The sequence below is a fragment of the Escherichia sp. E10V5 genome (assembly GCF_004212315.1).
Lineage (GTDB): Bacteria > Pseudomonadota > Gammaproteobacteria > Enterobacterales > Enterobacteriaceae > Escherichia.
This window is the reverse complement of the sequence record NZ_RHJM01000007.1, coordinates 21765-46538: the sequence shown is the minus strand read 5'-3', so window position 1 is coordinate 46538 and position 24774 is coordinate 21765. Positions and strand designations below refer to the sequence as shown.

The 24774-nt window shown below is 46.7% G+C and carries 25 protein-coding genes; 12 read left to right on the top strand and 13 right to left on the bottom strand.

Annotation, left to right across the window (positions count from 1 at the left end; genetic code table 11):
- The first annotated feature begins 46 nt into the window (after positions 1–46).
- Together D9738_RS06130 and D9738_RS06125 are read left to right on the top strand one after the other, a co-directional pair.
- The gene (locus tag D9738_RS06130; protein ID WP_130259755.1) at positions 47–2395 is read left to right on the top strand and encodes an EAL domain-containing protein; all 2349 of its coding nucleotides are present in this window, start codon (positions 47–49) and stop codon (positions 2393–2395) included.
- Between the two features lie 7 nt (positions 2396–2402).
- Positions 2403–3731: a GGDEF domain-containing protein gene (locus tag D9738_RS06125; RefSeq protein ID WP_130259754.1), complete on the top strand. Its 1329-nt coding sequence runs from the start codon at positions 2403–2405 to the stop codon at positions 3729–3731.
- A 46-nt stretch (positions 3732–3777) separates the two neighbouring features.
- On the opposite strand, the gene rimO is transcribed toward D9738_RS06125, so the two are convergent.
- The 3 genes from rimO to D9738_RS06110 all read right to left on the bottom strand — a co-directional run bounded on the left by rimO (position 3778) and on the right by D9738_RS06110 (position 7802).
- Positions 3778–5103 (bottom strand): 30S ribosomal protein S12 methylthiotransferase RimO, encoded by a 1326-nt coding sequence (gene rimO, locus D9738_RS06120; protein WP_130205175.1) that lies wholly within the window; start codon positions 5101–5103, stop codon positions 3778–3780.
- Between the two features lie 127 nt (positions 5104–5230).
- Positions 5231–6466 carry an oligosaccharide MFS transporter gene (locus D9738_RS06115; RefSeq protein ID WP_130259824.1) on the bottom strand — a complete coding sequence of 412 codons (1236 nt, stop codon included), beginning with the start codon at positions 6464–6466 and terminating at the stop codon, positions 5231–5233.
- A 253-nt stretch (positions 6467–6719) separates the two neighbouring features.
- On the bottom strand, positions 6720–7802 hold the full coding sequence (locus tag D9738_RS06110) for a LacI family DNA-binding transcriptional regulator (protein ID WP_130259753.1): 1083 nt from the start codon (positions 7800–7802) through the stop codon (positions 6720–6722).
- A gap of 233 nt (positions 7803–8035) precedes the next feature.
- Between D9738_RS06110 and D9738_RS06105 the strand changes: the two genes are divergently transcribed.
- The 3 genes from D9738_RS06105 (at position 8036) to yliI (ending at position 11807) form a co-directional block, all read left to right on the top strand.
- Entirely contained in the window at positions 8036–10111 is a 2076-nt protein-coding gene (locus D9738_RS06105) for a beta-galactosidase (RefSeq protein WP_130259752.1), read from the top strand.
- 83 nt (positions 10112–10194) lie between these two features.
- Positions 10195–10578 (top strand): biofilm formation regulator BssR, encoded by a 384-nt coding sequence (gene bssR, locus D9738_RS06100; protein ID WP_130259751.1) that lies wholly within the window; start codon positions 10195–10197, stop codon positions 10576–10578.
- A 110-nt stretch (positions 10579–10688) separates the two neighbouring features.
- Positions 10689–11807, top strand: a complete 1119-nt coding sequence (gene yliI, locus D9738_RS06095) for an aldose sugar dehydrogenase YliI (RefSeq protein ID WP_130259750.1) — start codon at positions 10689–10691, stop codon at positions 11805–11807.
- Here yliI and gstB read toward each other — a convergent pair.
- Positions 11804–12430: a glutathione S-transferase GstB gene (gstB, locus tag D9738_RS06090; RefSeq protein ID WP_130259749.1), complete on the bottom strand. Its 627-nt coding sequence runs from the start codon at positions 12428–12430 to the stop codon at positions 11804–11806. The two genes, yliI and gstB, sit on opposite strands and share 4 nt — an antisense overlap.
- Before the next feature lie 246 nt (positions 12431–12676).
- On the opposite strand from gstB, the gene dacC reads away from it, so the two are divergent.
- Positions 12677–13879, top strand: a complete 1203-nt coding sequence (gene dacC, locus D9738_RS06085) for a serine-type D-Ala-D-Ala carboxypeptidase (protein WP_130259748.1) — start codon at positions 12677–12679, stop codon at positions 13877–13879.
- A gap of 47 nt (positions 13880–13926) precedes the next feature.
- Here dacC and deoR read toward each other — a convergent pair whose 3' ends face one another.
- Both deoR and ybjG read right to left on the bottom strand, forming a co-directional pair.
- Positions 13927–14685, bottom strand: a complete 759-nt coding sequence (deoR, locus tag D9738_RS06080) for a DNA-binding transcriptional repressor DeoR (protein WP_130259747.1) — start codon at positions 14683–14685, stop codon at positions 13927–13929.
- Between the two features lie 57 nt (positions 14686–14742).
- On the bottom strand, positions 14743–15339 hold the full coding sequence (ybjG, locus tag D9738_RS06075) for an undecaprenyl-diphosphate phosphatase (protein ID WP_130259823.1): 597 nt from the start codon (positions 15337–15339) through the stop codon (positions 14743–14745).
- 273 nt (positions 15340–15612) lie between these two features.
- On the opposite strand from ybjG, the gene mdfA reads away from it, so the two are divergent.
- Positions 15613–16845 (top strand): multidrug efflux MFS transporter MdfA, encoded by a 1233-nt coding sequence (mdfA, locus tag D9738_RS06070; RefSeq protein WP_130205191.1) that lies wholly within the window; start codon positions 15613–15615, stop codon positions 16843–16845.
- Positions 16846–16885: 40 nt separating this feature from the next.
- Here mdfA and ybjH read toward each other — a convergent pair whose 3' ends face one another.
- From ybjH to D9738_RS06055, 3 genes are all read right to left on the bottom strand, one after another.
- Positions 16886–17170 carry a protein YbjH gene (gene ybjH / locus D9738_RS06065; protein WP_130259746.1) on the bottom strand — a complete coding sequence of 95 codons (285 nt, stop codon included), beginning with the start codon at positions 17168–17170 and terminating at the stop codon, positions 16886–16888.
- An 84-nt stretch (positions 17171–17254) separates the two neighbouring features.
- Entirely contained in the window at positions 17255–18070 is an 816-nt protein-coding gene (ybjI, locus tag D9738_RS06060) for a 5-amino-6-(5-phospho-D-ribitylamino)uracil phosphatase (protein ID WP_130205195.1), read from the bottom strand.
- A complete protein-coding gene (locus D9738_RS06055; RefSeq protein ID WP_130259745.1) occupies positions 18070–19278 on the bottom strand; it encodes an MFS transporter in 1209 nt (402 codons plus the stop codon). Before D9738_RS06055 ends, ybjI begins: the two co-directional genes overlap by 1 nt.
- A gap of 83 nt (positions 19279–19361) precedes the next feature.
- Between D9738_RS06055 and D9738_RS06050 the strand changes: the two genes are divergently transcribed.
- Complete coding sequence (locus tag D9738_RS06050; RefSeq protein WP_130259744.1) at positions 19362–19967, top strand: TetR/AcrR family transcriptional regulator; 606 nt, start codon at positions 19362–19364, stop codon at positions 19965–19967.
- Positions 19968–20048: 81 nt separating this feature from the next.
- On the opposite strand, the gene D9738_RS06045 is transcribed toward D9738_RS06050, so the two are convergent.
- The 4 genes from D9738_RS06045 to D9738_RS06030 form a co-directional block, all read right to left on the bottom strand.
- Entirely contained in the window at positions 20049–20318 is a 270-nt protein-coding gene (locus D9738_RS06045) for a hypothetical protein (RefSeq protein ID WP_001032044.1), read from the bottom strand.
- A 58-nt stretch (positions 20319–20376) separates the two neighbouring features.
- Positions 20377–21408 carry a tyrosine-type recombinase/integrase gene (locus D9738_RS06040; RefSeq protein WP_061348780.1) on the bottom strand — a complete coding sequence of 344 codons (1032 nt, stop codon included), beginning with the start codon at positions 21406–21408 and terminating at the stop codon, positions 20377–20379.
- 86 nt (positions 21409–21494) lie between these two features.
- On the bottom strand, positions 21495–22466 hold the full coding sequence (locus D9738_RS06035; RefSeq protein ID WP_096975267.1) for a hypothetical protein: 972 nt from the start codon (positions 22464–22466) through the stop codon (positions 21495–21497).
- Positions 22467–22478: 12 nt separating this feature from the next.
- On the bottom strand, positions 22479–23405 hold the full coding sequence (locus D9738_RS06030) for a phage repressor protein CI (RefSeq protein WP_001589054.1): 927 nt from the start codon (positions 23403–23405) through the stop codon (positions 22479–22481).
- Between the two features lie 88 nt (positions 23406–23493).
- Between D9738_RS06030 and D9738_RS06025 the strand changes: the two genes are divergently transcribed.
- From D9738_RS06025 to D9738_RS06010, 4 genes are read left to right on the top strand one after another with little or no spacing between them, the layout of a single operon-like run.
- Positions 23494–23715 carry a hypothetical protein gene (locus tag D9738_RS06025; RefSeq protein WP_000188448.1) on the top strand — a complete coding sequence of 74 codons (222 nt, stop codon included), beginning with the start codon at positions 23494–23496 and terminating at the stop codon, positions 23713–23715.
- Positions 23716–23747: 32 nt separating this feature from the next.
- Positions 23748–24257 carry a phage regulatory CII family protein gene (locus tag D9738_RS06020; protein ID WP_023568853.1) on the top strand — a complete coding sequence of 170 codons (510 nt, stop codon included), beginning with the start codon at positions 23748–23750 and terminating at the stop codon, positions 24255–24257.
- A 7-nt stretch (positions 24258–24264) separates the two neighbouring features.
- Positions 24265–24465, top strand: a complete 201-nt coding sequence (locus D9738_RS06015) for a phage filamentation protein Fil family protein (RefSeq protein ID WP_000956182.1) — start codon at positions 24265–24267, stop codon at positions 24463–24465.
- On the top strand, positions 24429–24770 hold the full coding sequence (locus tag D9738_RS06010) for a DUF5347 domain-containing protein (protein WP_000963473.1): 342 nt from the start codon (positions 24429–24431) through the stop codon (positions 24768–24770). The genes D9738_RS06015 and D9738_RS06010 overlap by 37 nt, the downstream gene beginning before the upstream one ends.
- The last annotated feature ends 4 nt before the right edge of the window (positions 24771–24774 follow it).

Sequence of the window (24774 nt, the reverse complement as noted above, 5' to 3'; positions counted from 1 at the left end):
TGCAGCAGGGCAGCGTACTGATAGTTATTTTGTTACGTGTATTAACATGCTTAGTTTATACGAAAAGATAAAGATAAGACTGATTATTTTATTTTTGTTGGCTACGCTGTCATTTATTGGTCTTTTTTTCATCATTAACTATCAGTTGGTATCGGAAAGGGCGGTAAAACGTGCCGATAGCCGCTTTGAACTTATTCAAAAAAACGTAGGTTATTTTTTTAAAGATATTGAGCGTTCTGCCTTAACGTTAAAGGACTCGTTGTATTTATTAAAAAACAGTGAAGAAATTAAACGTGCCGTCATTCTGAAAATGGAAATGATGCCATTTCTGGATTCGGTAGGATTGGTTCTGGATGATAATAAATATTATCTCTTTTCACGTCGGGCGAATGATAAGATCCTTGTTTACCATCAGGAAAAAGTAAATGGGCCGCTTGTCGATGAGGCAGGACGCGTCATCTTTGCCGACTTTAACCCGTCGCAGCGGCCCTGGTCGGTGGCATCAGACAACTCGGTCAGTAGTTGGAATCCGGCCTACAATTGCTTTGATCGACCAGGGAAAAAGTGTATCTCTTTTACCCTACGAATTAATGGAAAAGACCGTGACTTACTGGCGGTTGACAAAATTCATGTTGACTTAAACTGGCGCTATCTGAATGAATATCTTGATCAAATCAGTTCGACTGATGAAGTGCTGTTTTTGAAACAAGGCCATGAGATCATCGCCAAAAACCAACTCGCCCGTGAAAAACTGATTATTTATAATAGCGAAGGAAATTATAACATTATTGATTCTTTCGATACGGAATATATCGCAAGAACATCAGAAGTTCCAAATAACGCGTTGTTCGAAATATATTTTTATTATCCCACAGGTAATTTATTTAACGCATCAGATAAACTCTTTTATCTACCATTTGTATTTATTATTATCGTACTGCTGTTGGTTTACTTAATGACCACGCGTGTGTTTCGTCGACAATTTTCCGAAATGACAGAACTGGTCAATACGCTGGAGTTTTTGCCCGATTCTACTGAACAAATGCAGGCGCTGAAAATCCGTGAAGGCGATGCGAAAGAGATTATTAGCATAAAAAATTCCATAGCGGAAATGAAAGATGCCGAAATTGAACGTTCGAATAAACTGCTCTCGCTAATCTCCTACGATCAGGAGAGTGGTTTTATCAAAAACTTGGCGATTATTGAATCTAATAATAACCAATATCTGGCCGTCGGGATCATCAAACTGTGCGGACTGGAAGCCGTCGAAGCTGTGTTTGGCGTCGAGGAACGCAATAAAATCGTCAGGAAACTGTGTCAGCGAATTGCCGAGAAATATGCGCAATGCTGCGATATAGTGACATTCAATGCCGATCTCTATTTATTATTGTGCCGGGAAAATGTACAGACGTTTACCCGCAAGATAGCGATGGTAAATGATTTTGACAGCAGCTTTGGTTATCGTAATCTGCGTATACACAAATCTGCCATTTGTGAACCTTTGAAAGGTGAAAATGCCTGGAGTTATGCCGAAAAACTGAAACTGGCGATTTCCAGTATCCGTGACCATATGTTCTCTGAGTTTATTTTCTGTGATGACGCGAAACTCAACGAAATTGAAGAGAATATCTGGATTGCGCGTAATATTCGCCATGCAATGGAAATAGGCGAATTGTTTTTAGTCTATCAACCGATTGTTGATATGAAAACCAGAGACATTATCGGCGCAGAAGCATTATGCCGCTGGATCTCTGCGGAACGAGGGATAATCTCACCGCTGAAGTTTGTTACGATTGCTGAAGATATTGGGTTTATCAATGAGCTTGGCTATCAAATTATTAAAACCGCAATGCGTGAATTCAGGCATTTTAGCCAGCGTGCGGCCCTGAAGGACGGTTTCTTACTGCATATTAATGTTTCGCCCTGGCAGCTAAACGAACCACACTTTCATGAGCATTTTACAACTATCATGAAAGAACATGATCTGCAGGCGAATAGTATCTGTATTGAGATCACTGAAACAGTGATCGAACGAATTAGTGAACATTTTTATCTCAATATTGCACAACTGCGTAAACAAGGGGTAGGGATATCGATTGATGACTTTGGCACAGGGCTGTCAAACCTGAAACGTTTTTATGAAATTAACCCTGACAGCATAAAAGTAGATTCGCAATTTACCGGCGATATTTTCGGCACCGCGGGAAAAATTGTACGCATTATCTTCGACCTGGCACGCTATAACCAGATTCCGGTGATTGCAGAAGGTGTTGAGAGCGAAGAGGTTGCGCGTGAATTAATCAAATTAGGCTGTGTTCAGGCCCAAGGGTATCTTTACCAGAAGCCTATGCCATTCTCTGCCTGGGATAAAAGTGGAAAGTTAGTAAAAGAGTAGTTTAGGTATGTCCAGAATCAATAAATTCGTACTTACAGTCAGTCTGCTGATTTTTATTATGATTTCGGCAGTTGCCTGCGGGATCTACACTCAAATGGTGAAAGAACGGGTGTATGGCCTGAAACAGTCCGTTATTGATACTGCTTTTGCGGTGGCAAATATTGCTGAATATCGGCGTAGTGTGGCAATTGATCTCATCAATACGCTAAACCCTACGGAAGAACAATTGCTGGTTGGCTTACGCACAGCCTATGCCGATTCGGTTTCTCCTTCTTATTTGTATGATGTTGGACCTTATCTGATTTCCAGTGATGAGTGTATTCAGGTAAAGGAGTACGAGAATAACTATTGTACAAATATCATGCAGGTGGTTAAGTATTTGCATGTTAAGAATACGGGGTTTATCTCTTTTGACGGTAAAACCTTCGTCTATTATCTCTACCCGGTTAGCCATAATCGTAGTCTGATATTTTTGCTTGGGCTGGAGCGCTTTTCTTTACTGTCAAAATCACTGGCAATGGACAGCGATAACCTGATGTTCTCACTTTTTAAGAATGGCAAATCGGTTACTGGTGATGAATATAACGCCAAAAACGCCATTTTCACTGTTTCGGAAGCGATGGAGCACTTCTCCTATTTGCCGACAGGATTGTATGTGTTTGCCTATAAAAAAGACGTTTATTTTCAGGTATGTACGTTTATCATCTTCTTTGCCGCATTGGTGGCGGTTATATCAGGGGCCAGCTGCCTCTATCTGGTACGCAGAGTGATCAATCAGGGCATTGTTGAAAAAGAAGCCATTATTAATAACCATTTTGACCGTGTGCTGGACGGTGGGCTTTTCTTCTCGGCGGCGGATGTCAAAAAACTCTACAGTATGTATAACTCAGCGTTTCTTGACGACCTGACGAAAGCGATGGGCAGAAAATCCTTTGACGAAGACTTAAAAGCCTTGCCGGAAAAAGGCGGATATTTGTGCCTGTTTGACGTCGATAAATTCAAGAACATTAACGACACTTTCGGTCATTTGTTGGGCGATGAAGTGTTGATTAAGGTTGTGAAAATCCTTAAATCACAAATTCCGGTGGATAAAGGCAAAGTCTATCGTTTTGGCGGCGACGAATTTGCGGTGATTTATACAGGTGGAACGCTGGAAGAGTTGCTATCGATATTAAAAGAAATCGTTCATTTCCAGGTGGGAAGCATTAATTTAAGCACCAGTATCGGCGTAGCGCATTCAAATGAATGTACCACCGTTGAACGGCTGAAAATGCTGGCAGATGAGCGACTGTATAAGAGTAAGAAAAACGGCAGGGCGCAGATTAGCTGGCAATAATGTTTATAGCAGGCCGGGAAAATAAATTTGCCCGGCCTGGCATTAATTAAACCCGACTACCCCACAAATCGTACTCATCGGCATGCTCGACTTTCACACGCAGGATGTCGCCTGGCTTAACCTTGGTTTCACCGTTGAGATAGACCGCGCCGTCGATTTCCGGCGCATCAGCCATACTGCGGCCAATCGCGCCTTCTTCATCCACTTCGTCGATGATCACCAGAATTTCACGGCCAACTTTCTCCTGCAGGCGCTCGGCGGAAATCTGTTGTTGCAGTTGCATGAAACGATTCCAGCGTTCTTCTTTCACTTCTTCCGGGACCTGGTCCGGCAGAGCATTGGCATCTGCGCCTTCAACCGGGCTGTATTTAAAGCAGCCAACGCGATCCAGACGTGCTTCTTTCAGGAAGTCGAGCAGCATCTGGAAATCTTCTTCCGTCTCGCCAGGGAAGCCGACAATAAAGGTTGAACGCAGGGTCAGTTCCGGGCAGATTTCACGCCATTTTTTGATACGTGCCAGTTGGCGATCCACCGAACCTGGGCGCTTCATCAGTTTGAGAATGCGCGGGCTGGCATGCTGCAGCGGAATATCCAGATATGGCAGGATTTTGCCTTCAGCCATCAGCGGGATGACGTCGTCCACGTGCGGATAAGGGTAAACGTAGTGCAGACGTGTCCAGATCCCCAGTTTCGATAACTGTTCGCACAGGCTGACCATGCTGGTTTTTACCGGCTCGCCGTTGTGGAAGCCAGTACGGTGTTTTACATCAACGCCATAGGCGGAAGTATCCTGTGAGATCACCAGAATCTCTTTAACGCCCGCATCCACCAGACGTTTCGCTTCGCTTAATACTTCGCCAATCGGGCGGCTCACCAGATCGCCGCGCATTGAAGGAATAATGCAGAAGGTGCAGCGGTGGTTACAACCTTCGGAAATCTTCAGATAAGCGTAATGACGCGGGGTCAACTTAACACCCTGTTCCGGCACCAGGCTCAGGAACGGATTGTGTTTCGGTTTTGGCACGTAGTGATGAACGTGCTCCAGAACCTGCTCGTAGCTATGAGGCCCGGTGATTTCCAGCACTTTCGGGTGAACTTCGCGGATCTGATCTTCTTTTGCCCCCAGACAACCAGTCACAATCACCTTGCCGTTTTCATTCAACGCTTCGCCAATGGCTTCCAGAGATTCTTGCACCGCGCTGTCAATAAAGCCGCAGGTGTTGACGATCACCATATCTGCGTCGTCATAGCTCGGTACTACGTCATAACCTTCAGTACGCAGTTCGGTAAGAATGCGCTCTGAATCGACGAGGTTTTTCGGACAGCCGAGGGAAACAAAGCCGATTTTCGGCTGGGGAGTTACTTTGCTCATAGCTTAAAAAATATTCAGTTACAGGAAAGGTCAGGGCAGGGATTCTACAGAGTTCTGGATAAAATTTGTATCGTAATCTGGTCAACAGGCGAGGAAAACGCCCCAAATATCGGGGCGCAAATGATTGTCATGCTACTGGGTTTTCAGTTAGCGCCTCCGCAGGCTGGCTACTGGATTTGTCCCGCAGCGTAAAGACCGAAATAAGTGTGAAGCAACCGGCAATCGCCCCCAGGATTAGATAGGTTTCAGCAAAGCCAATGGTGTCATACAGATAGCCGGCAATGGGTGAATAGATTGCCGTGGCGATGGATGCCACAAAAAGCACCAGCAGGTATACCGTCGAAGAGAGTTTATGATCAAAGTTAGCCGCGATAAATTTAAACACAGACACCAGGATCAGTGGTTTTTCGATGGCGTGCATCATTTTAACGGCCGCAATCCACACTGGCCCCAGTTGGATAGCAGAACCGGCAATGCGTAGCGACATAATGGTTCCGGCAATCACTAATGCCCATTTGGCGCCAGTGCGGTTAACAAACCACGGCATCAGACAGAGAAATAAGGTTTCTCCACAGACCTGGACAGAAGCCAGAATCCCGTACCAGCGATTGCCTTCTTCTGGCGTCGGGAATTGCAGCGAAAAATATTGTGCGAATTGTTGATCGTAGGTGTCATAAATTTGCGTTACGAACAGAGTGAACATCAATAAAAACCAGAACTGACTATTTTTCGCCAGTTCAAGCGCATGGATAGCTTTCAACGAATTGGTTTTTTCAATTTCCGCCTCGGTCAGTTCAATTTTGGTAAACATAAAGCAGATTGCGGCGATCACAATGGCACAGCTTGCCAGCCAGAAAGAGAGATTAGGGCTGGTATCAATGTATTTACCCACAATCCACGCGGCAGCGGCCCATCCCAGAGAGCCCCACATTCTTACGCGACCATATTCAAAATGATAACGGCGCGAAACTTTATCTATCCAGGAATCCAGAACGCCACAGCCAGAATTAAAAATGATCCCCAGGTAAACGCCACCCAAAACAGCGCCCAGCCAGAAGTTATGAACCAGAAGCGGGGCATACACATAAATAAAGAATGGGCCTACGGGAAGTAATAATGCGACGAGGAGCCAGATGAGTTGTTTCTTAAGACCAAATTTATCGGAGATGAAACCGAAGAACGGCTGCATTAATAACGCAATGAAAGCATTAACGGAATAAAGCAATCCTGTGCGTGTGGCGGTAATTTCCAGATGCTGTGTCGTCCATATGACAAAAAATGCCATCGTTGCCGACCAGGCGAAGAGGTACAGAAAATCGAAAATACTGAGCAAAATATAATTACGTTTACCGGGCAATAACATAGCCATATCCTCAATCACTGGCGTTGGGTCATTTACCGTTGGCACAGGCATTAGCTGTGCTTACTGGTTATTGTTTTGGTATGCATCTCCGGAAATGTCATACGTTAACAATTTCATTTTTACTCTGACCCTGACCGCGATGATTAGGCAATGTGTTAAATGAATGTTTGAGATTTACATCACAATTATTGCTGATAATAAAAAAGATTTAGCGAAACAGATCACTAAATCTTTTTATGAGAACGTATTACTTTTATGCCTTTCGTGTTAGCTCATCTGCCAGTGTGCGAAGGTGTTCAGCAATATTCATCAGATCAGTCTGTGGTGAGTGCAGGGGACCAGCAGAGTTACGCACGACCAGGCGGCTGGGAAGGATGGTTGAAGAGCGGAGCATCGCGTGTTCATCGTCCGGCTGTAAAATTTGTTGAACGGCAATTTTCCCTTGTAAATCAAAGTCGATTGCGACCGTCGTTAGCGAAGGTTCAAAAAATGCACTCTCATAGGTGTCGTCATAGCCTATGACAGAAATATCTTGCGGGATTTTACGTTTTTGTTGATGTAAGGCGCTTAATGCCCCCAATGCCATCTGATCATTGGCGATCAGAAGAGCGGTTACCTGTGGTGTTTCACGTAGCATTTGTAACGTCGCCAGATAGCCGCTTTGAGCGTCCCAACTACCATAATGAATGGCCAGCGGCGTCAGTTGGAGTGAAGCGAGGGTGTCGCGCCAGGTATTGAGTCGTAGCCGCGCTGGTACTGAATTTTCAGGGCCAGAGATCAAGCAAAATTGACGATGCCCCAAATCGTAAAGATGTTTCACGCTGGCGCGTGCACCTTCTGCGGGATTAAAAGTGACGTTAAATACCGGGCTATAAGGGTCCACGTCGAGAAACAAACACAATACATCGCTGTTTTCAGCAACCAGTGTTTCAGCCAATGCCGTTTCCAGCGGTGCGTTGATAATAATCTTTGTTACCCGTTGTGCTTTTAATTCATTAATTGCAGCCTGAATACCTTTAATATCAACATCGTCAATCATGGATATCAGCACCTGATATCCCTGTTCTCCGGCATATTTTTTCACTGCTGCCGCAATTTGCGAGGGGGCATGCAGGGCAAGTGAAGTTGTAACCAGCCCGACCGTTTTGCTCTCTTTCCCTACCAACTGTTGAGCTACGCGATTTGGAACGTACTGAAGTTCGGCAATGGCTTGTTCAATTTTTTGACGTGTTTTAGCAGACACGTTCGCTGAATTGTTAAGCACCCGCGACACTGTCTGATAAGAAACATTGGCATGACGAGCAACATCGGCAAGGGTTGCAGCTTTGGTTTTCATATTCGCCCCGGCTAAAAGATTTGTCACAGTATACCGCAGTGAATGTCATACGTATCACGCTCACCTGTCTCAGTGCCGGTAAGCTGAACCGACGAACCTGTTTGAAGGGAAAAACGCGTACTTGATCACATTCCTGCCGGACATTCCTTGCATAACGAAGCAATAAATTACTAGATGACATTATTGTGAACGAATAACATTTTTTGTCTGTTTAAAACAATTCAGGAGTCAGCATGGACAAGTACCCACCGATCATCCCCAGAGCCCCATGGTTACTTCATGGCGCTGATTACAATCCGGAGCAATGGTTACATGTCCCTGGGATTCTGGAAAAAGATTTCGCCCTGATGCAACAGGCTGGTTGTAACACCATGTCGGTGGGCATTTTTAGCTGGTCAATGCTGGAACCCACAGAGGGTGAGTATCGCTTTGACTGGCTGGATGAGGTGCTGGATAAACTTCATGCTGGTGGGATCTCTGTCTTCCTCGCAACACCAAGCGGAGCCAAACCCGCCTGGCTTGCTGCTCGTTATCCAGAGGTTCTGAGAGTTAGCGCCTCACGCGAGAAAATGCTTCACGGTGGTCGCCATAATCACTGCCTTTCTTCGCCAGTGTATAAAGATAAAGTGACGCAAATTAACCGTAAGCTGGCGCAGCGATACGCCAATCATCCGGCGGTTCTGGGATGGCATATCAGTAATGAGTATGGCGGAGAGTGTCATTGTAATGGATGCCAACAGGCGTTTCGCCGTTGGTTGCAGACGCGTTACACCACTCTTGAGGCGCTTAATCAGGCATGGTGGACTGGCTTCTGGAGTCATACATACAGTGACTGGTCACAAATTGAATCTCCTTCCCCAATAGGTGAAATGTCCAACCACGGTTTGAATCTTGATTGGCGGCGCTTTGTCACATCGCAGGTAAAAGAGTTCTATCAAATGGAAATCGCGCCGTTAAAAGCAGAACGCCCCGATTTACCTGCGACGACCAATTTTATGTGGTATTTCAATGACTACAACTACTGGGCATTAGCCGAAGTGGTTGATTTTGTGAGTTGGGATAGCTACCCCATGTGGCACAAACAGGAAGATGAACGCGCCGTAGCCTGTAAAACTGCGATGTATCACGACCTGATGCGTACCTTGAAAAATAAACCGTTTATTCTGATGGAATCCACGCCCAGCCAGACAAGCTGGCAGCCAACCAGCAAATTGAAAAAGCCGGGAATGAATATTCTTTCTTCCTTACAGGCCGTCGCTCACGGCGCAGACGGCGTGCACTATTTTCAGTGGCGTAAGAGTCGTGGTGCCGTGGAGAAGTTTCATGGTGCGGTGGTTGATCACGTCGGTCATCTGGAGACGCGTACCGGGCGCGAAGTCATACAACTGGGGCAACGGCTGGCTCATCTTAAACAACTGGTTGGGACGAAAACGCAGGCCAAAGTTGCCATTATTTTCGACTGGGAAAACCGCTGGGCGGTCAATGATGCTGCCGGGCCGCGCAATTGCGGGATCCACTACGAACAAACGGTAGTGGAGCATTACCGACCTTTCTGGGAGCAGGGCGTGGCGGTCGATATTATCAATGCTGATTGTGATCTTACGGGTTATCAGTTAGTTATCGCTCCAATGCTCTATATGGTTCGCGATGGATTTGCTGCGCGTGCTCGTGCCTATGTCGAAGCTGGTGGCAATTTTGTTACCACTTACTGGTCCGGGATTGTCAATGAAACCGATTTATGTCACCTGGGTGGGTTCCCTGGCCCGTTGCGTGACCTGATGGGCGTATGGGCTGAAGAGATTGATAGTCTTAATGATTATCAGCATAACGAAGTTATCTGCGAGCCGAATGCGTATGGACTGCAGGGGCAATGGCAGGCACGGGAATTATGTGCGGTTATTCACGCCGAAGGTGCTCAGGTTCTGGCGCGCTATGGTGAGGATTTTTATGCGGGTACACCTGCGTTAACGGTAAATCACGTCGGACAAGGTCGTGCTTTCTATGTGGCTTCGCGTAATGATGCGTCATTTCATCAAGCGTTTGCCGCGATGTTGATCAACACACTTCATCTCCCAAAAGCACTTGCTACTGCACTTCCTGCTGGCGTTATTGCAACGCGTCGGACAGACGGCGAGCAGGAATGGGTTTTTGTACAAAATTACACTGCTCATGTACAAAATGTTGTGCTTCCTGGAGCGTGGCGAGTGGCGGAAACGGGCAAGGCTTGTTCACAACAATTAGAACTGGCACCGTGGGGATGTGAGGTACTGGAAAGAGAAATAATGTTAATTAATATTAATAAAATGTGAAGTATTGATCCTTGACAGCATTTTGCTCAAAAAATAGCCATACTATTTAATTGCAACAAGGTTGGAAAGAGGAGGATCGAAGTATGTTCGTTGACAGACAGCGAATCGACCTGCTGAACCGGTTGAAAGACGCTCAAGTTGACCTCGCTGCATACGTGCATTTGAGGAAGGCCAAAGGATACATGTCCGTCAGCGAAAGCAATCATCTACGAGATAACTTTTTTAAACTGCATCGCGAATTGCACGATAAATCGCTGCGGTTGAATCTTCATCTGGATAAGGAAGAGTGGGATGCTCTTCATCATGCTGAAGAAGCATTAGCGACAGCCGCAGTATGTTTGATGAGTGGGTATCATGATTGCCCAAATTTTATTACCGTCAACGCCGATAAGCTTGAAAATTGTCTGATGAGCTTAACGCTGAGTATCCAGAGCCTGCAGAAGCACGCCATGCTTGAGAAGGCCTGAAAACTAAGGGGGAGAATGCATCTCCCCCTTCATGTTTAAGTTTATGTAAAAATGCATTTGTTGCGCTTTTGACTGACTACGCTTTAAGCCAGAGTCAATCCGGAGGCGTTATGCATCGACAATCTCTTTTCCTTGTGACCCTTTTCTGTGTTTCTTCCGCTCTCTGGGCGGCGCCTGCAACGGTAAATGTCGAAGTATTGCAAGACAAACTCGACCATCCCTGGGCGCTGGCCTTTTTACCCGATAATCACGGTATGTTAATCACGCTGCGTGGTGGCGAGTTACGCCACTGGCAAGAAGGAAAAGGATTATCTGCGCCGCTGGCTGGTGTGCCGGAAGTCTGGGCGCACGGGCAGGGAGGCTTGTTGGATGTAGCTTTAGCGCCTGATTTTGCCCAGTCTCGCCGCATCTGGTTAAGTTATTCAGAACAGGGAGATGATGACAAAGCCGGTACTGCTGTAGGTTATGGCCGTTTGAGCGATGATCTGACAAAAATAACGGATTTCCGCACCGTTTTTCGTCAGATGCCTAAGCTTTCTACCGGTAACCATTTTGGCGGACGGTTGGTGTTTGACGGCAAAGGTTATTTGTTTATTGGTCTGGGGGAAAACAATCAGCGCCCGACGGCGCAGGATCTGGATAAATTACAGGGCAAACTGGTGCGTCTGACCGACCAGGGCGAGATCCCGGATGATAATCCTTTTGCAAAGGAATCCGGTGCACGCGCTGAGATCTGGTCTTACGGCATTCGTAATCCGCAAGGGATGGCGATGAATCCGTGGAGCAATGCGCTGTGGCTGAATGAGCATGGTCCGCGCGGTGGTGATGAAATTAATATCCCGGAAAAAGGCAAAAATTACGGCTGGCCGCTGGCATCCTGGGGCATCAATTACTCGGGACTTAAAATACCGGAAGCGAAAGGAGAAATCGTTGGCGGAACCGAACAACCGATTTTCTACTGGAAAGATTCGCCCGCCGTGAGCGGTATGGCCTTCTATAACAGCGACAAATTCCCCCAGTGGCAGCAAAAATTATTTATTGGCGCGTTAAAAGACAAAGATGTCATCGTGATGAGCGTCAACGGCGACAAAGTGACAGAAGATGGCCGCATATTAACGGACAGAGGGCAGCGAATTCGTGATGTTCGCACTGGGCCCGACGGTTATTTGTACGTATTGACCGACGAGTCCAATGGCGAATTACTGAAAGTAAGTCCACGTAATAATTAGCTAACGGGGATCATCACCACTTTACGCACTGCGGGGCGTTCAGTGAGCTGTTGATACCAGCGTTCCAGATTTGGGCGCGGTGTCCAGGTCAGACCGACGTTAAACAAATTGTAGATAAACGGTGCAATAGCGATATCACCCACGCCAAATTTATCACCAGAGAACCATTTCACTTTTGCCAGTTCCGCATCAAGAAGGGCAAACAGAGCGTCGCATTCCTTGCAACTGGAATCAATGGCGGCCTGGTCGCGCTCTTCAGGCGGTGTTCTGACCAATCCCATCAGGATCCCGCGATGGGCATTACTGAGCGTCTGGTTTGCCCAGTCCATCCATTTTTCCGCTTCTGCACGACGTGCTGGCGAGTCGATCCACAAGCGGTTTTGCCCGTACTGTGCTGCCAGGTAGCGGACAATGGCGTTCGATTCCCAGAGAATTAAATCACTTTCGTCGTCGCGCAACAGCGGCACCAGCCCGTTGGGATTCATCGCCAGAAAGTCGGCGTCATGGTTTACTCCAAACTCACGGCCCGCGAGAATTTGCTCATAAGGTAGATCCAGTTCTTCGAGCGTCAGCAACACTTTTTTTACGTTGGTTGAATTATTCCGACCCCACAGCGTAATCATACTCACCCCTTTTTACACAGGCAGCCACAGGCTGAACAGGACTCTGATGGTGGAGTAAAGTTAACTTTTAAGCAACAGTTGGTAAAAAAATGACGCCAGAAGCAGCGAAGCGGCAGGATATTGCATAAACTTTAAAAACTTTACCAACTTACGGTTTCTTTAAGTTTGTGTGTGCGTTATTAATCACCGAACTTATCATACGGCGATATAACGTATTTTTTTTGAATGGATACTCGGGTGGCATTTATGACGCAATACTCCTCTTTCCTTCGTGGTCTTGCAGCGGGTTCTGCATTTTTATTTCTTTTTGCCCCAACGGCATTCGCGGCGGAACAGACCGTTGACGCGCCGGGCGTGGATGCGCGTGCATGGATTTTAATGGATTACGCCAGCGGAAAAGTGCTGGCTGAAGGTAATGCGGATGAGAAACTGGACCCAGCCAGTCTGACCAAAATCATGACCAGCTATGTGGTTGGGCAGGCGCTCAAGGCCGATAAGATTAAACTCACCGATATGGTGACGGTCGGTAAAGATGCCTGGGCGACGGGGAATCCGGCGCTGCGCGGTTCGTCGGTGATGTTCCTCAAACCGGGCGATCAGGTTTCAGTGGCCGATTTAAACAAAGGCGTGATTATTCAGTCCGGTAATGACGCCTGTATTGCGCTGGCAGATTATGTCGCGGGCAGTCAGGAGTCATTTATTGGCTTGATGAATGGTTATGCTAAAAAATTGGGCCTGACCAACACCACCTTCCAGACGGTGCACGGCCTTGACGCTCCGGGGCAGTTCAGTACCGCACGCGATATGGCCTTGCTGGGCAAAGCGTTAATCCACGATGTACCGGAAGAGTACGCCATTCATAAAGAGAAGGAATTTACCTTCAACAAGATTCGCCAGCCTAACCGTAACCGTCTGCTGTGGAGTAGTAATGTCAATGTCGATGGTATGAAGACCGGTACTACGGCAGGTGCCGGTTACAACCTGGTGGCCTCCGCGACCCAGGGAGACATGCGCTTGATCTCTGTGGTACTGGGAGCGAAAACCGATCGTATCCGTTTTAATGAGTCCGAAAAGTTGCTCACCTGGGGCTTCCGTTTCTTTGAAACCGTGACACCAATTAAACCTGATGCCACCTTTGTGACCCAGCGAGTCTGGTTTGGCGATAAGAGTGAAGTGAATCTCGGTGCTGGCGAAGGCGGATCGGTGACTATTCCGCGTGGACAACTGAAAAACCTGAAAGCCAGTTATACATTAACCGAACCGCAGCTCACCGCACCGCTGAAAAAAGGCCAGGTCGTCGGAACCATTGATTTCCAGCTTAACGGTAAATCTATTGAACAGCGTCCGCTGATCGTAATGGAGAATGTGGAAGAGGGGGGATTCTTTGGTCGGATGTGGGATTTCGTGATGATGAAATTCCATCAGTGGTTTGGTAGCTGGTTCTCTTAATCTTTAGATGACCGGATGGCGCGTTGACGTCATCCGGCGATGCTTAATTAATACATTAACTTAATACGCTGCGTTTGCGCGTACTTCACATACTCATCTTCCGGACAACGATCGCTTACTACGATATCAAAGCGTTTCAGGTCGCCCATGCGTGCCGGACGTACCTTACCAAACTTACTGTGGTCGACAACCAGCACATGCTTTTGCGCCATCGACATAGCCCAGTGTTTTACCGGCAACTCTTCAAGATTAAAACAGGTTGCGCCTTTTTTGATATGTACACCCGCAGCGGAATAAAAAGCGATATCCGGACAAAAATTATTCAGCGTTTGTTGAAAATCGATAGGTTTGAAGATGGCGTTGCTGGCGTGAAATTCTCCACCACTAAGAAACGCCCGGCAATGTGGTTTCTCTTGCAGCGCCAGAAAGGTATTCAGTGAATAACAAACGGCGGTGAAAGGGATTTCATTATCAATCGCTTCAATAATCCAGGGCGTAGTGGTGCCGCAGTCAAAAAAGAGGGTCTGACCGGGTTCTACCAACGTCGCGGCCAGTTTCGCAGCGCGGCGTTTTTCTTCCACCAGACGGGATTTTTGGTCGCTTAGCAGGTAATGGCTGGCGCTGCGTGGTTCGAGAACGATATAGCCGCCGAGTAATACGACGGGGGCGCTGTTGTTATTCAGGTCGCGACGAATCGTCATCTCTGAAACCCCAAGTAGGGCGGCGGCGTCCTTCAGATGTAACTTATCGCTGCGTTTTAATTCCTGGAGTAATTGCCCGATGCGCTCTTCGCGACGTGTTTCCATATTCCCTCTGAATAGTTATTGAAGCGAGCCGCCTGATATTACACGTTTTATCCGAAATCAGCCACGTACCCAGCCTTTACGGATCGGTAAGGCGAAACAGAAGCGATACCACGATTGCAGTCGCTGGTAGAGCACCGCCCCCGCAGCTTGCCAGATAATCTGCGCGCTAAGGCAACCAATCATTCCCGCCAACAACCCACCAAGCATATCCAGTGGCCAGTGGACGCCAAGGTAGACCCGCGACCAGGCAATAATTACGGCCAGCACCATGAGAAGCGATCCGGACCACAAACGATGCCAGATTAAAAATGCCAGAGCGAAGGTGAAGATCACCGTGCCGTGATCGCTTGGGAAAGAGTCATCCGCCGCATGGTGCAGGAAGTTATAGCCGATATTCTCGACAAACGGGCGGTCATGTGGAAATAAATGACCCATCCACCAGGAAACAAACAGACTTACAGCCAGTGCGATCGCTATTTTTATCACTATCTGCCGTTGCGCCGTACGTCCCCACAGCCAAAGTACCCCGGCCAGTAGCGGCACCACAGTAATCAAATCTTTGGCAATAAAAATCGCCAACGAGATCATCCACGGAGAAGAATCTGGCGTGGCATTAATTAGAGAGAATAATGAGTAATTGAGATTTTCCAGCATAACTTCCAGACTCATAAGGTGTTTAATGGGGAGCCGTCAGGCAAGGCGGTGAGAATAAGGTGCATGTTAAACAGGGTAAAGCGGCATCGTCTTATTTCTCATAAGCGGCCCGTATTACGTGAAGTAATGGTAACGCGCGGTAGTTAAATAAAGCTTAAAAAAGAGAATCTAATCGCCGATTAATGTAAGAATGTGCTTAAGGAGCAAAAATTGCTTTCTCGTTAGCCACGCTTTTATTAAACTTTGCGCGATTATTATTGGCGAAGAAATTGCATGCAAAATAGATTAGCTAATGGTGCCAGACTTGGACGTCAGGCATTACTTTTCCCTCTCTGTCTGGTGCTCTACGAATTCTCAACCTATATCGGTAACGATATGATTCAGCCCGGTATGTTGGCCGTGGTGGAACAGTACCAGGCGGGCATTGATTGGGTTCCTACCTCGATGACCGCGTACCTTGCGGGTGGGATGTTTTTACAGTGGCTGCTGGGGCCATTGTCGGATCGTATTGGTCGCCGTCCGGTGATGCTGGCGGGCGTAGTGTGGTTTATCATCACTTGTCTGGCGATATTACTGGCGCAAAACATTGAACAATTCACGCTGTTGCGCTTCTTGCAGGGCATAAGCCTCTGTTTCATTGGCGCTGTGGGTTACGCCGCAATTCAGGAATCCTTCGAAGAGGCGGTTTGTATCAAGATCACCGCGCTGATGGCGAACGTGGCGCTGATTGCTCCGCTACTCGGCCCGTTGGTGGGGGCGGCGTGGATCCATGTGCTGCCCTGGGAAGGGATGTTTGTATTATTTGCCGCATTGGCAACGATCTCCTTCTTCGGTCTGCAACGTGCCATGCCAGAAACCGCCACGCGTATAGGTGAGAAACTGTCGCTGAAAGAGCTCGGGCGTGACTACAAGCTGGTGCTGAAGAATGGTCGCTTTGTTGCGGGGGCGCTGGCACTGGGGTTTGTTAGTCTGCCGTTGCTGGCGTGGATTGCCCAGTCGCCGATTATTATCATAACCGGCGAGCAGTTGAGCAGCTATGAATATGGTTTGCTGCAAGTTCCCATTTTCGGCGCATTAATTGCGGGGAACCTACTGCTGGCGCGACTGACCTCGCGTCGCACCGTACGTTCGCTGATCATTATGGGCGGTTGGCCGATTATGATTGGTCTGTTGGTCGCTGCTGCGGCAACGGTCATCTCATCGCACGCGTATTTGTGGATGACCGCTGGGTTAAGTATTTATGCTTTTGGTATTGGTCTGGCGAATGCGGGACTGGTGCGATTAACCCTGTTTGCCAGCGATATGAGTAAAGGTACTGTCTCGGCGGCGATGGGGATGTTGCAAATGCTGATTTTCACTGTCGGTATTGAGATCAGTAAACACGCGTATCTGAACGGCGGCAATGGTCTGTTTAATCTCTTCAACCTTGCCAACGGAATTTTGTGGCTGCTGCTGATGTTTATCTTTTTAAAAGATAAACAGGTAGGAAATTCGCACGAAGGGTAAAAAAATGCCTGATTGCACAATGCAATCAGGCATTTTCGAATTAATGGTGATGGTCATCGATCTGATGTTCGATAACCATCCCTTCGCCAACGCTGGCAAGGTGACGAACATACGGATGTGGACGGTAAGCCGGAGCAGGAGTCGGGGCCACATAGACGGTTTGCGGCACAGTAGCGACACTGACGGCTTGTGGAACGCTGACAGAATCAGGGACCACTACCACTTTGTATCCACTTGGCACATCGACGGTAACGCTTTGCGCCATCGTTGTACCGGCAAAGCTCATGAGAAACGCGCCCAGCAAAACATAATTCTTCATAATCATTTCGTCTGAAATAATCCGGTGAGTTAATTTCTGCGAATTATGCAGCCTTCATTCAGGCGTTGTGTTGCCGGGCGTGCTGCCGTTTTATTGATTAAATGGCGCTTCGTGTTTAAGAACTTTATCAATCACGTCCAGTACGCCTTCACGGTTATTGGAACCTGCACGATATTTCGCCGCTGCAACAACCGCGCTGCCGGCATTTTCCATTGCGAAGCTGTACCCTGCCTGACGCAGCATCTCAATATCATTACCGCCATCGCCAAAGACCACGACTTCGCTGTCGTCTATTCCCCATAATTTCTGGAGTTGACGCAGGCCATTGGCTTTATGTACGCCGGGGATGATTAAATCGATGCTGCCGTTGCCGGTATGCACTGGCACCATAATATCGCCGATGGCTTCATGTAATGCTTTCTGTACTTGTGGAATCAGTTCATCGGAAAGATTCAGGCCAAACTTGAAGAAGATATCTTCTAGGTTGTCAAAGTTATCGACGTATTCCAGACGGTGATAATACATTTCCGCCACGGTTTTCATGGCATCGTCATATTTTTTGAGGGTATAGGCGCTATTTTTGCCGCAGGCAATAATCTCCACTTCCGGGCGCGTCAGCAAATGCGCCACGACAGTGGCAAAAGCATCTTTCGATAGCTCACCATTAAAAACATCTTTGCCTTCGCTCACTACCCAGCCACCATTTTCCGCCACAAAAGCAATTTCATCGGCAATTTCGGGGAAGAATGAGATCAACTGATAATATTGATTCCCGCTGGCAACCACAAAGCGAATACCTTGTGCTTTCATCTGCTGATATTGGGCCATAAACCGCTCGCGGTTATAGGTTTTTTGATCGCTTAAGAAAGTACCGTCCATGTCTACCGCAATTAATTTAATGCCCATCAACTATTCTCCATCGCAGTCTGCGTTTTTGTATTGGGTTTGGCGACGGCTTTTGCGACGATAGCCGCGAGAATAACCAGCGCCAGTACAACCAGCATTGCACTACGTAATCCATAATGTTCGCCGAGATAGCCCAGCAGTGGCGGCCCGACGAGGAAAGCCAGATAACCGGTCGTGGCCACTACGCTGACACGGGTTGGCGCATCGGGGCCGGTATCACTGGCGGCTGAAATGGTCAGCGGGAAGCCCAGCGAGGCACCCAGTCCCCAAAGAACGACAGATACCCCGGCGACCCAGGCGCTATCAACAAAAATAATTAGCCCGATACCCAACGCACCCATTAGTGCACTGGCACGTACCACGGCAACGCGGCTGTAGCGATCAATAAACCAGCCGCCTGTAAAACGTCCAACGGTCATCCCCAATGTGAAACCTGCGTATATCAATGAGCCGGACGTTGGGCTAAATCCGTGGCCATCAACCATTAATAAGGGTAACCAGTCGTTGGCAGAACCTTCTGCAAAAGCCATTGCCAGCACCACGACACCAATTAATAGCAACTGAATATCGCGATAAAAAGGAACCCCTTTTTCACTATGCTGCGTGCCATCGGCAGCATTTTTTCCCGTACCGTCAGGGATTGCCTGAATAGCGATATAAATAGGCGCGATGCCCACCAGCGCCGCCAGCAAAATGTGAACAGTTGCCGGAACTCCAAAGGCCGTCAGCGCCATCCCTACACCAGCCCCCGCCAGCGTACCGAGACTGTAGAAGCCATGCATCATCGGCAAAACCGTTTTATTCATTTCTCGCTCAACGGCAGCACCTTCAACGTTTATCGCCACTTCTGCGGAACCAAAACTGGCGCCAAAAACGCCAAGACCAACGGCAAAGAGCACAGGAGATGTCAGCCAGAGCGCCAGACTTAATATCATCATCCCGATCAATGCGCAGGACATCGTGACCAGGATGACATTACGCGTCCCAAAGCGTTTTACTAACCACGCCGAGCAGAGAATGCCGCTCATCGAACCGATTGACAGACCAAAGAGCACTCCGCCCATTTCGGCGATAGAGACAGAAAGAATGTCGCGGATAGCGGGCGTTCTGGTTGCCCAGGAAGCCATTAGAAGGCCCGGCAAAAAGAAGAACATGAACAGCGCCCAGGTACGGTGTTTCAAGGCATTACGTGAAGAATTTACTGTCATAGATCACGTCAAAAAAAGAAGAGAGAAGACAACCTTAGCAAGGTTGTGTACATTTGTACACAATTGCAGAGAGAGGAAATGACATGCGTCGCGCTAACGATCCACAACGGCGAGAAAAAATCATCCAGGCCACTCTCGAGGCGGTGAAACTTTACGGAATACATGCCGTGACGCACCGTAAAATAGCTACCCTTGCCGGGGTACCGTTAGGGTCGATGACCTACTATTTTTCAGGAATTGATGAGCTATTACTGGAGGCGTTCAGTAGCTTTACGCAGACTATGTCACGGCAATATCAGGCATTTTTCCTCGATGTCAGCGATGCCCCCAGTGCCTGCCAGGCCATCACTGAAATGATCTACAGCTCGCAGGTTGCAACGCCGGACAACATGGAACTGATGTATCAACTCTACGCGCTGGCCAGTCGAAAACCGTTATTAAAAACAGTGATGCAAAACTGGATGCAGCGCAGTCAGCAAACACTCGAACAATGGTTTGAACCTGGAACGGCCCGGGCTCTGGATGCTTTTATTGAAGGGATGACGCTGCATTTTGTCACTGACCGTAAGCCGCTATCGCGCGAGGAGATTTTACGGATGGTGGCACGAGTGGCGGGGCAGGAGATAAATTTCAGGCAACAAAAAACCCATTTATGTAAACGGGTTAATGAAAACAATAAGTTAGAGTAAAAACAATAAGTTGGGTTGGTGGTCAGTGGTGGTTATTACGGGGTAATGTCAACCGCTGCCGCCACTTTGTCGCCACTTGTTTTACCTTAGACGCCAAGGGCCTCTATCTTCAATCTGTTCGACTAACCCCTCCTCTTCTAGTTCACGCAATAGTGCAACAACCCAATATTGTTGGTTCGAACTTGTTGCTTTCCGTTTTTCTCCCCAATCGAGGCCGCTTAGACGAAATACCTCAGCTTGCTTAACGCCGTTGCCGTTTTTTTGGGCATCAGGGTGAGTTTTAAGTACGGATAAAGCCAATTCTTTGGCTCTGTTGCGCAATTCCGCTCCCTGATGCTGAAACTTATTCATTGATAGTGCTCCATGTGAAAAAAAAGAATATTAGCTCAACAGGGCAAAATACGCATTTTCAAAAAATTGCTATTGATGTTGGTAGTGTTGCCAGCGGATTAAACCGTAATGCAGTTTCCAGGTGATCCGGTGCCAGATGTGCGTAACGCATAGTCATTTTTATGTCGTGATGTCCGAGGATTTTTTGCAAAGCAAGGATATTTCCACCCGACATCATGAAATGCGCCGCAAACGTATGGCGCAGAACGTGTGTCAGTTGACCGCGAGGGAGCACGATAGACGTTTTTTCCATCACGGATAAAAATTGAAAATAGCAGTCTGTAAAGAAATTGAACCCATCAAGCGCCATGATCTCTTCGTAAAGCTCTTTACTGATAGGGATGCTTCTGTTTTTCTTCCCCTTCGTTCTTACAAAGGTAATTCGGTATTTGGTCACTTGCGAGCGGGTAAGATTTATTGCTTCTCGCCAGCGTGCGCCTGTGCTTAGGCATATCTTGACTACCAGTGCCAGAATTGGGTCCTGACGTTTGCAATCAGCCAGCAGTTCAACAATCTGCTCATGGGTAAGCCATGCCATCTCTTTTTCTGCGATGGTGAATTTTCGCATGTTCTCCAGTGGGTTCGGATACGACCATTCGCCCAGGCGGGATAGTTCGCTAAAAACACTACTTAGATAGCTTTGCTCCAGGTTAATGGTGACCGGGCTTGCTCCTTTCTTCCATTTCTCGCTGAAGTAGATCTCACCTGTCAGGCGTTTATCTCGATAGTGGGCAAACATTTTAGAGGTTAGATCAGTTGCAAGGGGATTGCCCAGAGCGTCAACCATCAGCAGCAATTTGTCATAGACATGCTGCCCAGCAGTCAGTGATTTACCATGTAGTTTGAACCATAGCTCAACCACGTCTTTCAGTGTTCGACGATCCACTGATTCACCCAGCCAGGGCTTTGCTTCGGTTTCTTCCATCGTGTGACGCTCAAAAGCCAGTGCTTCGCCTTTGGTGGCGAATTGTTTACGCACACGACGCCCACTACGTCCGGCGGGGTAACATTCGCAAAGCCATTTTCCTGTGGTGAGTTTTCGTACAGCCATAAAAAATGCCCTCCAATAGAGAGCATTTTTACTGTATGCATAACCAGTGTCAATGTATGTTTATGTATTTTATATACATCACTTATTTAATCGGAGGATTTTTCTGAATGAGAAGGTTTGATTTTTTCTTTCGCGGTAGACCATAGCGTTTGGAAACTTGGCGGATAATCCATTTGATCAGAAAAAGCAGAATCTCCAGACATGTTCCAGTCCTTAAATACCTGAATAGCATCTTCTTTGGTCGCAGTCGAACCGTAAATTTGTAGGAAGACTTGACCAAACATTAAGGCATGCCTTCTGTCTTTTCTGCGAATGGACTCATGAGTATACTTTTTGGAGATACTCAGACAGATATAAGAAAGCCATGATAAAATGGAAATTCCAATCAGGCCTCTGGTGAATAGATAAAATAGTTCAAATCCTTTAGCATTTATGAAATCAGTAACAAAATATAATGATATGAACGAAAAAATGACAGCGGAAAGACCGGCTATTGCACCAGCAATAGCCCATGTTTTGGCGAGTGAAATAAAGTGATCATCATCATCACCTAAATCATCTTTTACACTATTGACATATTCGGGAATTTTTTGATCAATTCTCTCTTGATGTGCTCGACTGGTTAATTCGTTATTTGAAGCCTCTAACTCTTTTATCCTAGAAAAAGTTTGCTCAAGTAAAGATTCTTTTTCTATGTTTAAATTTTCTAACTCTTTGTTTTTTAATGATAATGAGGTGTTGCTTTCTTGCAAATCAGATAAGCGAGCTGTATAAAAACGTAATAAGCTTCTGAATTCATTATTATCTTTTTTTAACACGTTAAGTTGTAATTCAATATCTTCGTCGCTAAAGCCGACTCTATCTAAGTTTTGGAGATGGCGTCTATATTGATCCTTGAATTCTTCAATTTCACCATTTTTCAACAAGTTCTTTAGATATGTGCGTTCATGTTCAGGAAGTGGAATAGAATCATCATGTATAAAATCAACGTATTTTTTAAACTCTGATTTGGTGATGCTGTTTTGTATTGTTTCTTTTTTGTGTTCTTTAGAGTCCATGATAAGTCCAAATTAAATGTTTTTAATGAAAGCACAGTGGCATTTTGCTAAAAGTTTTATATTCTCAATGTCACATATGAAATCAGCATGAGTAGATATTACTTTAACTTTTCCTACGGGTATGCGGACCAATGTTCTAATGTTTATTTTGCCTTCAATTTCTACTAACCATTCACCATCAGATATTTCTTTATATCCATAGTCTACTACGAAAACATTTTCGCTATCGATCACAACCTGCGGATTTATAAGGTTGTGTGGTATTAAAGATTTATCAAAGTGGATATAGTCCGCATCTATTAACTTACCATTTATTAGCTTATATGCTAATAACTTTGCTACATCAGTATTTACATCGTTCGATTTTGAGCCTTTTCCAGTAACGAGCCAATCTAGTGATATACCAGTTTCAAGTGCGCATTGGATAATCCAATCGGCTGGAAATGTATCCCTCATATAACGATTAGCTAGTGTGCTTTTTGAAATACCCAAATGATCAGCTAAAGCTTGTCTTGTCTTAAATCCATAGGCTGCAACGATTCGCTCTATTGCTGCTTTTCCGTTTTGATTTATAGTAACAGTGTTCTCATTTGGGTTTTTAGGTTCTCTGTTGAGGTGCCGAGATTCACTGTTACAATTGTCGTGACTTTTATCTGCAAAGCTTTCCATTTCGGTATCAGTACCAAATGCTAACCACTCAATCGATACACCAGTTTCCATACTACAGATAACAACCCAGTCAGCTGGGAAAGTGTCACGCGCATACCTGTTCGCCATTGTGCTCTGTGATATCCCCAGATGATTGCAGAATGCTTGGCGTGAAGAAAAACCATACGCTTCTAATATCCGCTCGATGACTGCTTGCCCTCCGCGATTCTGCATGATTAAGGATTTCTTTTTTTCGTCCACATGGCGAAATGTGATTTCGTGTGTTGACATAACCGAATTGCGATCCTATTCTCCGAAATGTGAAGTTTAAGTCACGATTAAAACTGACTCACCACAAGCCAATAGGAGATGTTGCATCATGACCCCTAACATTTCAATAACTCTGAATACGCCACATGTCACAATCGAGCGTTATAGCGAACTTACTGGTCTTTCAATCGACACAATCAACGATATGCTGGCAGATGGTCGCATCCCTCGGCATCGTCTTCGTAAAGACAAAAAAAGAGAAAAGGTAATGATCAACCTTGCTGCTCTTACCGTTGATGCACTTACTGATTGCAATGTTGTGTTCAACTAGTTCCATTTTGGGATACATCAGGGGTGTCGACTATGTTTGATTACCAAGTTTCCAAACATCCACATTTTGATGAAGCCTGTCGTGCATTCGCACTGCGCCACAACCTGGTGCAACTGGCAGAACGTGCAGGCATGAATGTGCAGATTCTGCGGAACAAGCTGAACCCAGCTCAACCTCATTTATTAACCGCACCAGAAATCTGGTTGCTTACCGATCTGACTGAAGATTCAACGCTAGTAGATGGTTTTCTGGCTCAGATTCACTGCCTGCCATGCGTACCGATTAATGAGGTGGCAAAAGAGAAACTGCCACATTACGTCATGAGTGCAACCGCAGAGATCGGGCGTGTTGCTGCAGGTGCGGTATCTGGCGATGTAAAAACCAGTGCAGGTCGTCGTGATGCTATCAGCAGCATTAACTCTGTTACACGACTGATGGCGTTAGCTGCTGTTTCATTGCAGGCCCGTTTACAGGTTAATCCTGCGATGGCAAGTGCAGTTGATACTGTAACTGGCCTCGGTGCTTCATTCGGTTTGCTGTGAGGTGCTTATGCTGACGAAAGAACCATCATTTGCATCGCTGCTGGTAAAACAAAGTCCGGCAATGCACTACGGTCACGGCTGGATCATGGGTGAGGATGGTAAACGCTGGCATCCGTGCCGTTCACAAGATGAATTGCTGGCAGAACTATCTACGAAAAAACGGGGGAACAAATGGCTATTGAAGGCGCTGCGGCGACTGTTCCATTAAGCCCCGGTGAACGCCTGAATGGACTTAATCATATAGCGGAATTAAGGGCGAAAGTTTTTGGCCTGAATATTGAGTCAGAGCTTGAGCGGTTTATTAAAGATATGCGTGATCCACGGGATATCAATAACGAACAAAATAAACGAGCACTGGCTGCCATATTCTTTATGGCAAAAATTCCAGCTGAACGTCATAGCATCAGCATTAATGAGCTGACCACTGACGAAAAGCGGGAGCTGATTAAAGCAATGAATCATTTTCGTGCAGTGGTGAGCTTATTTCCCAGACGGCTAACCATGCCGAATTAACCAA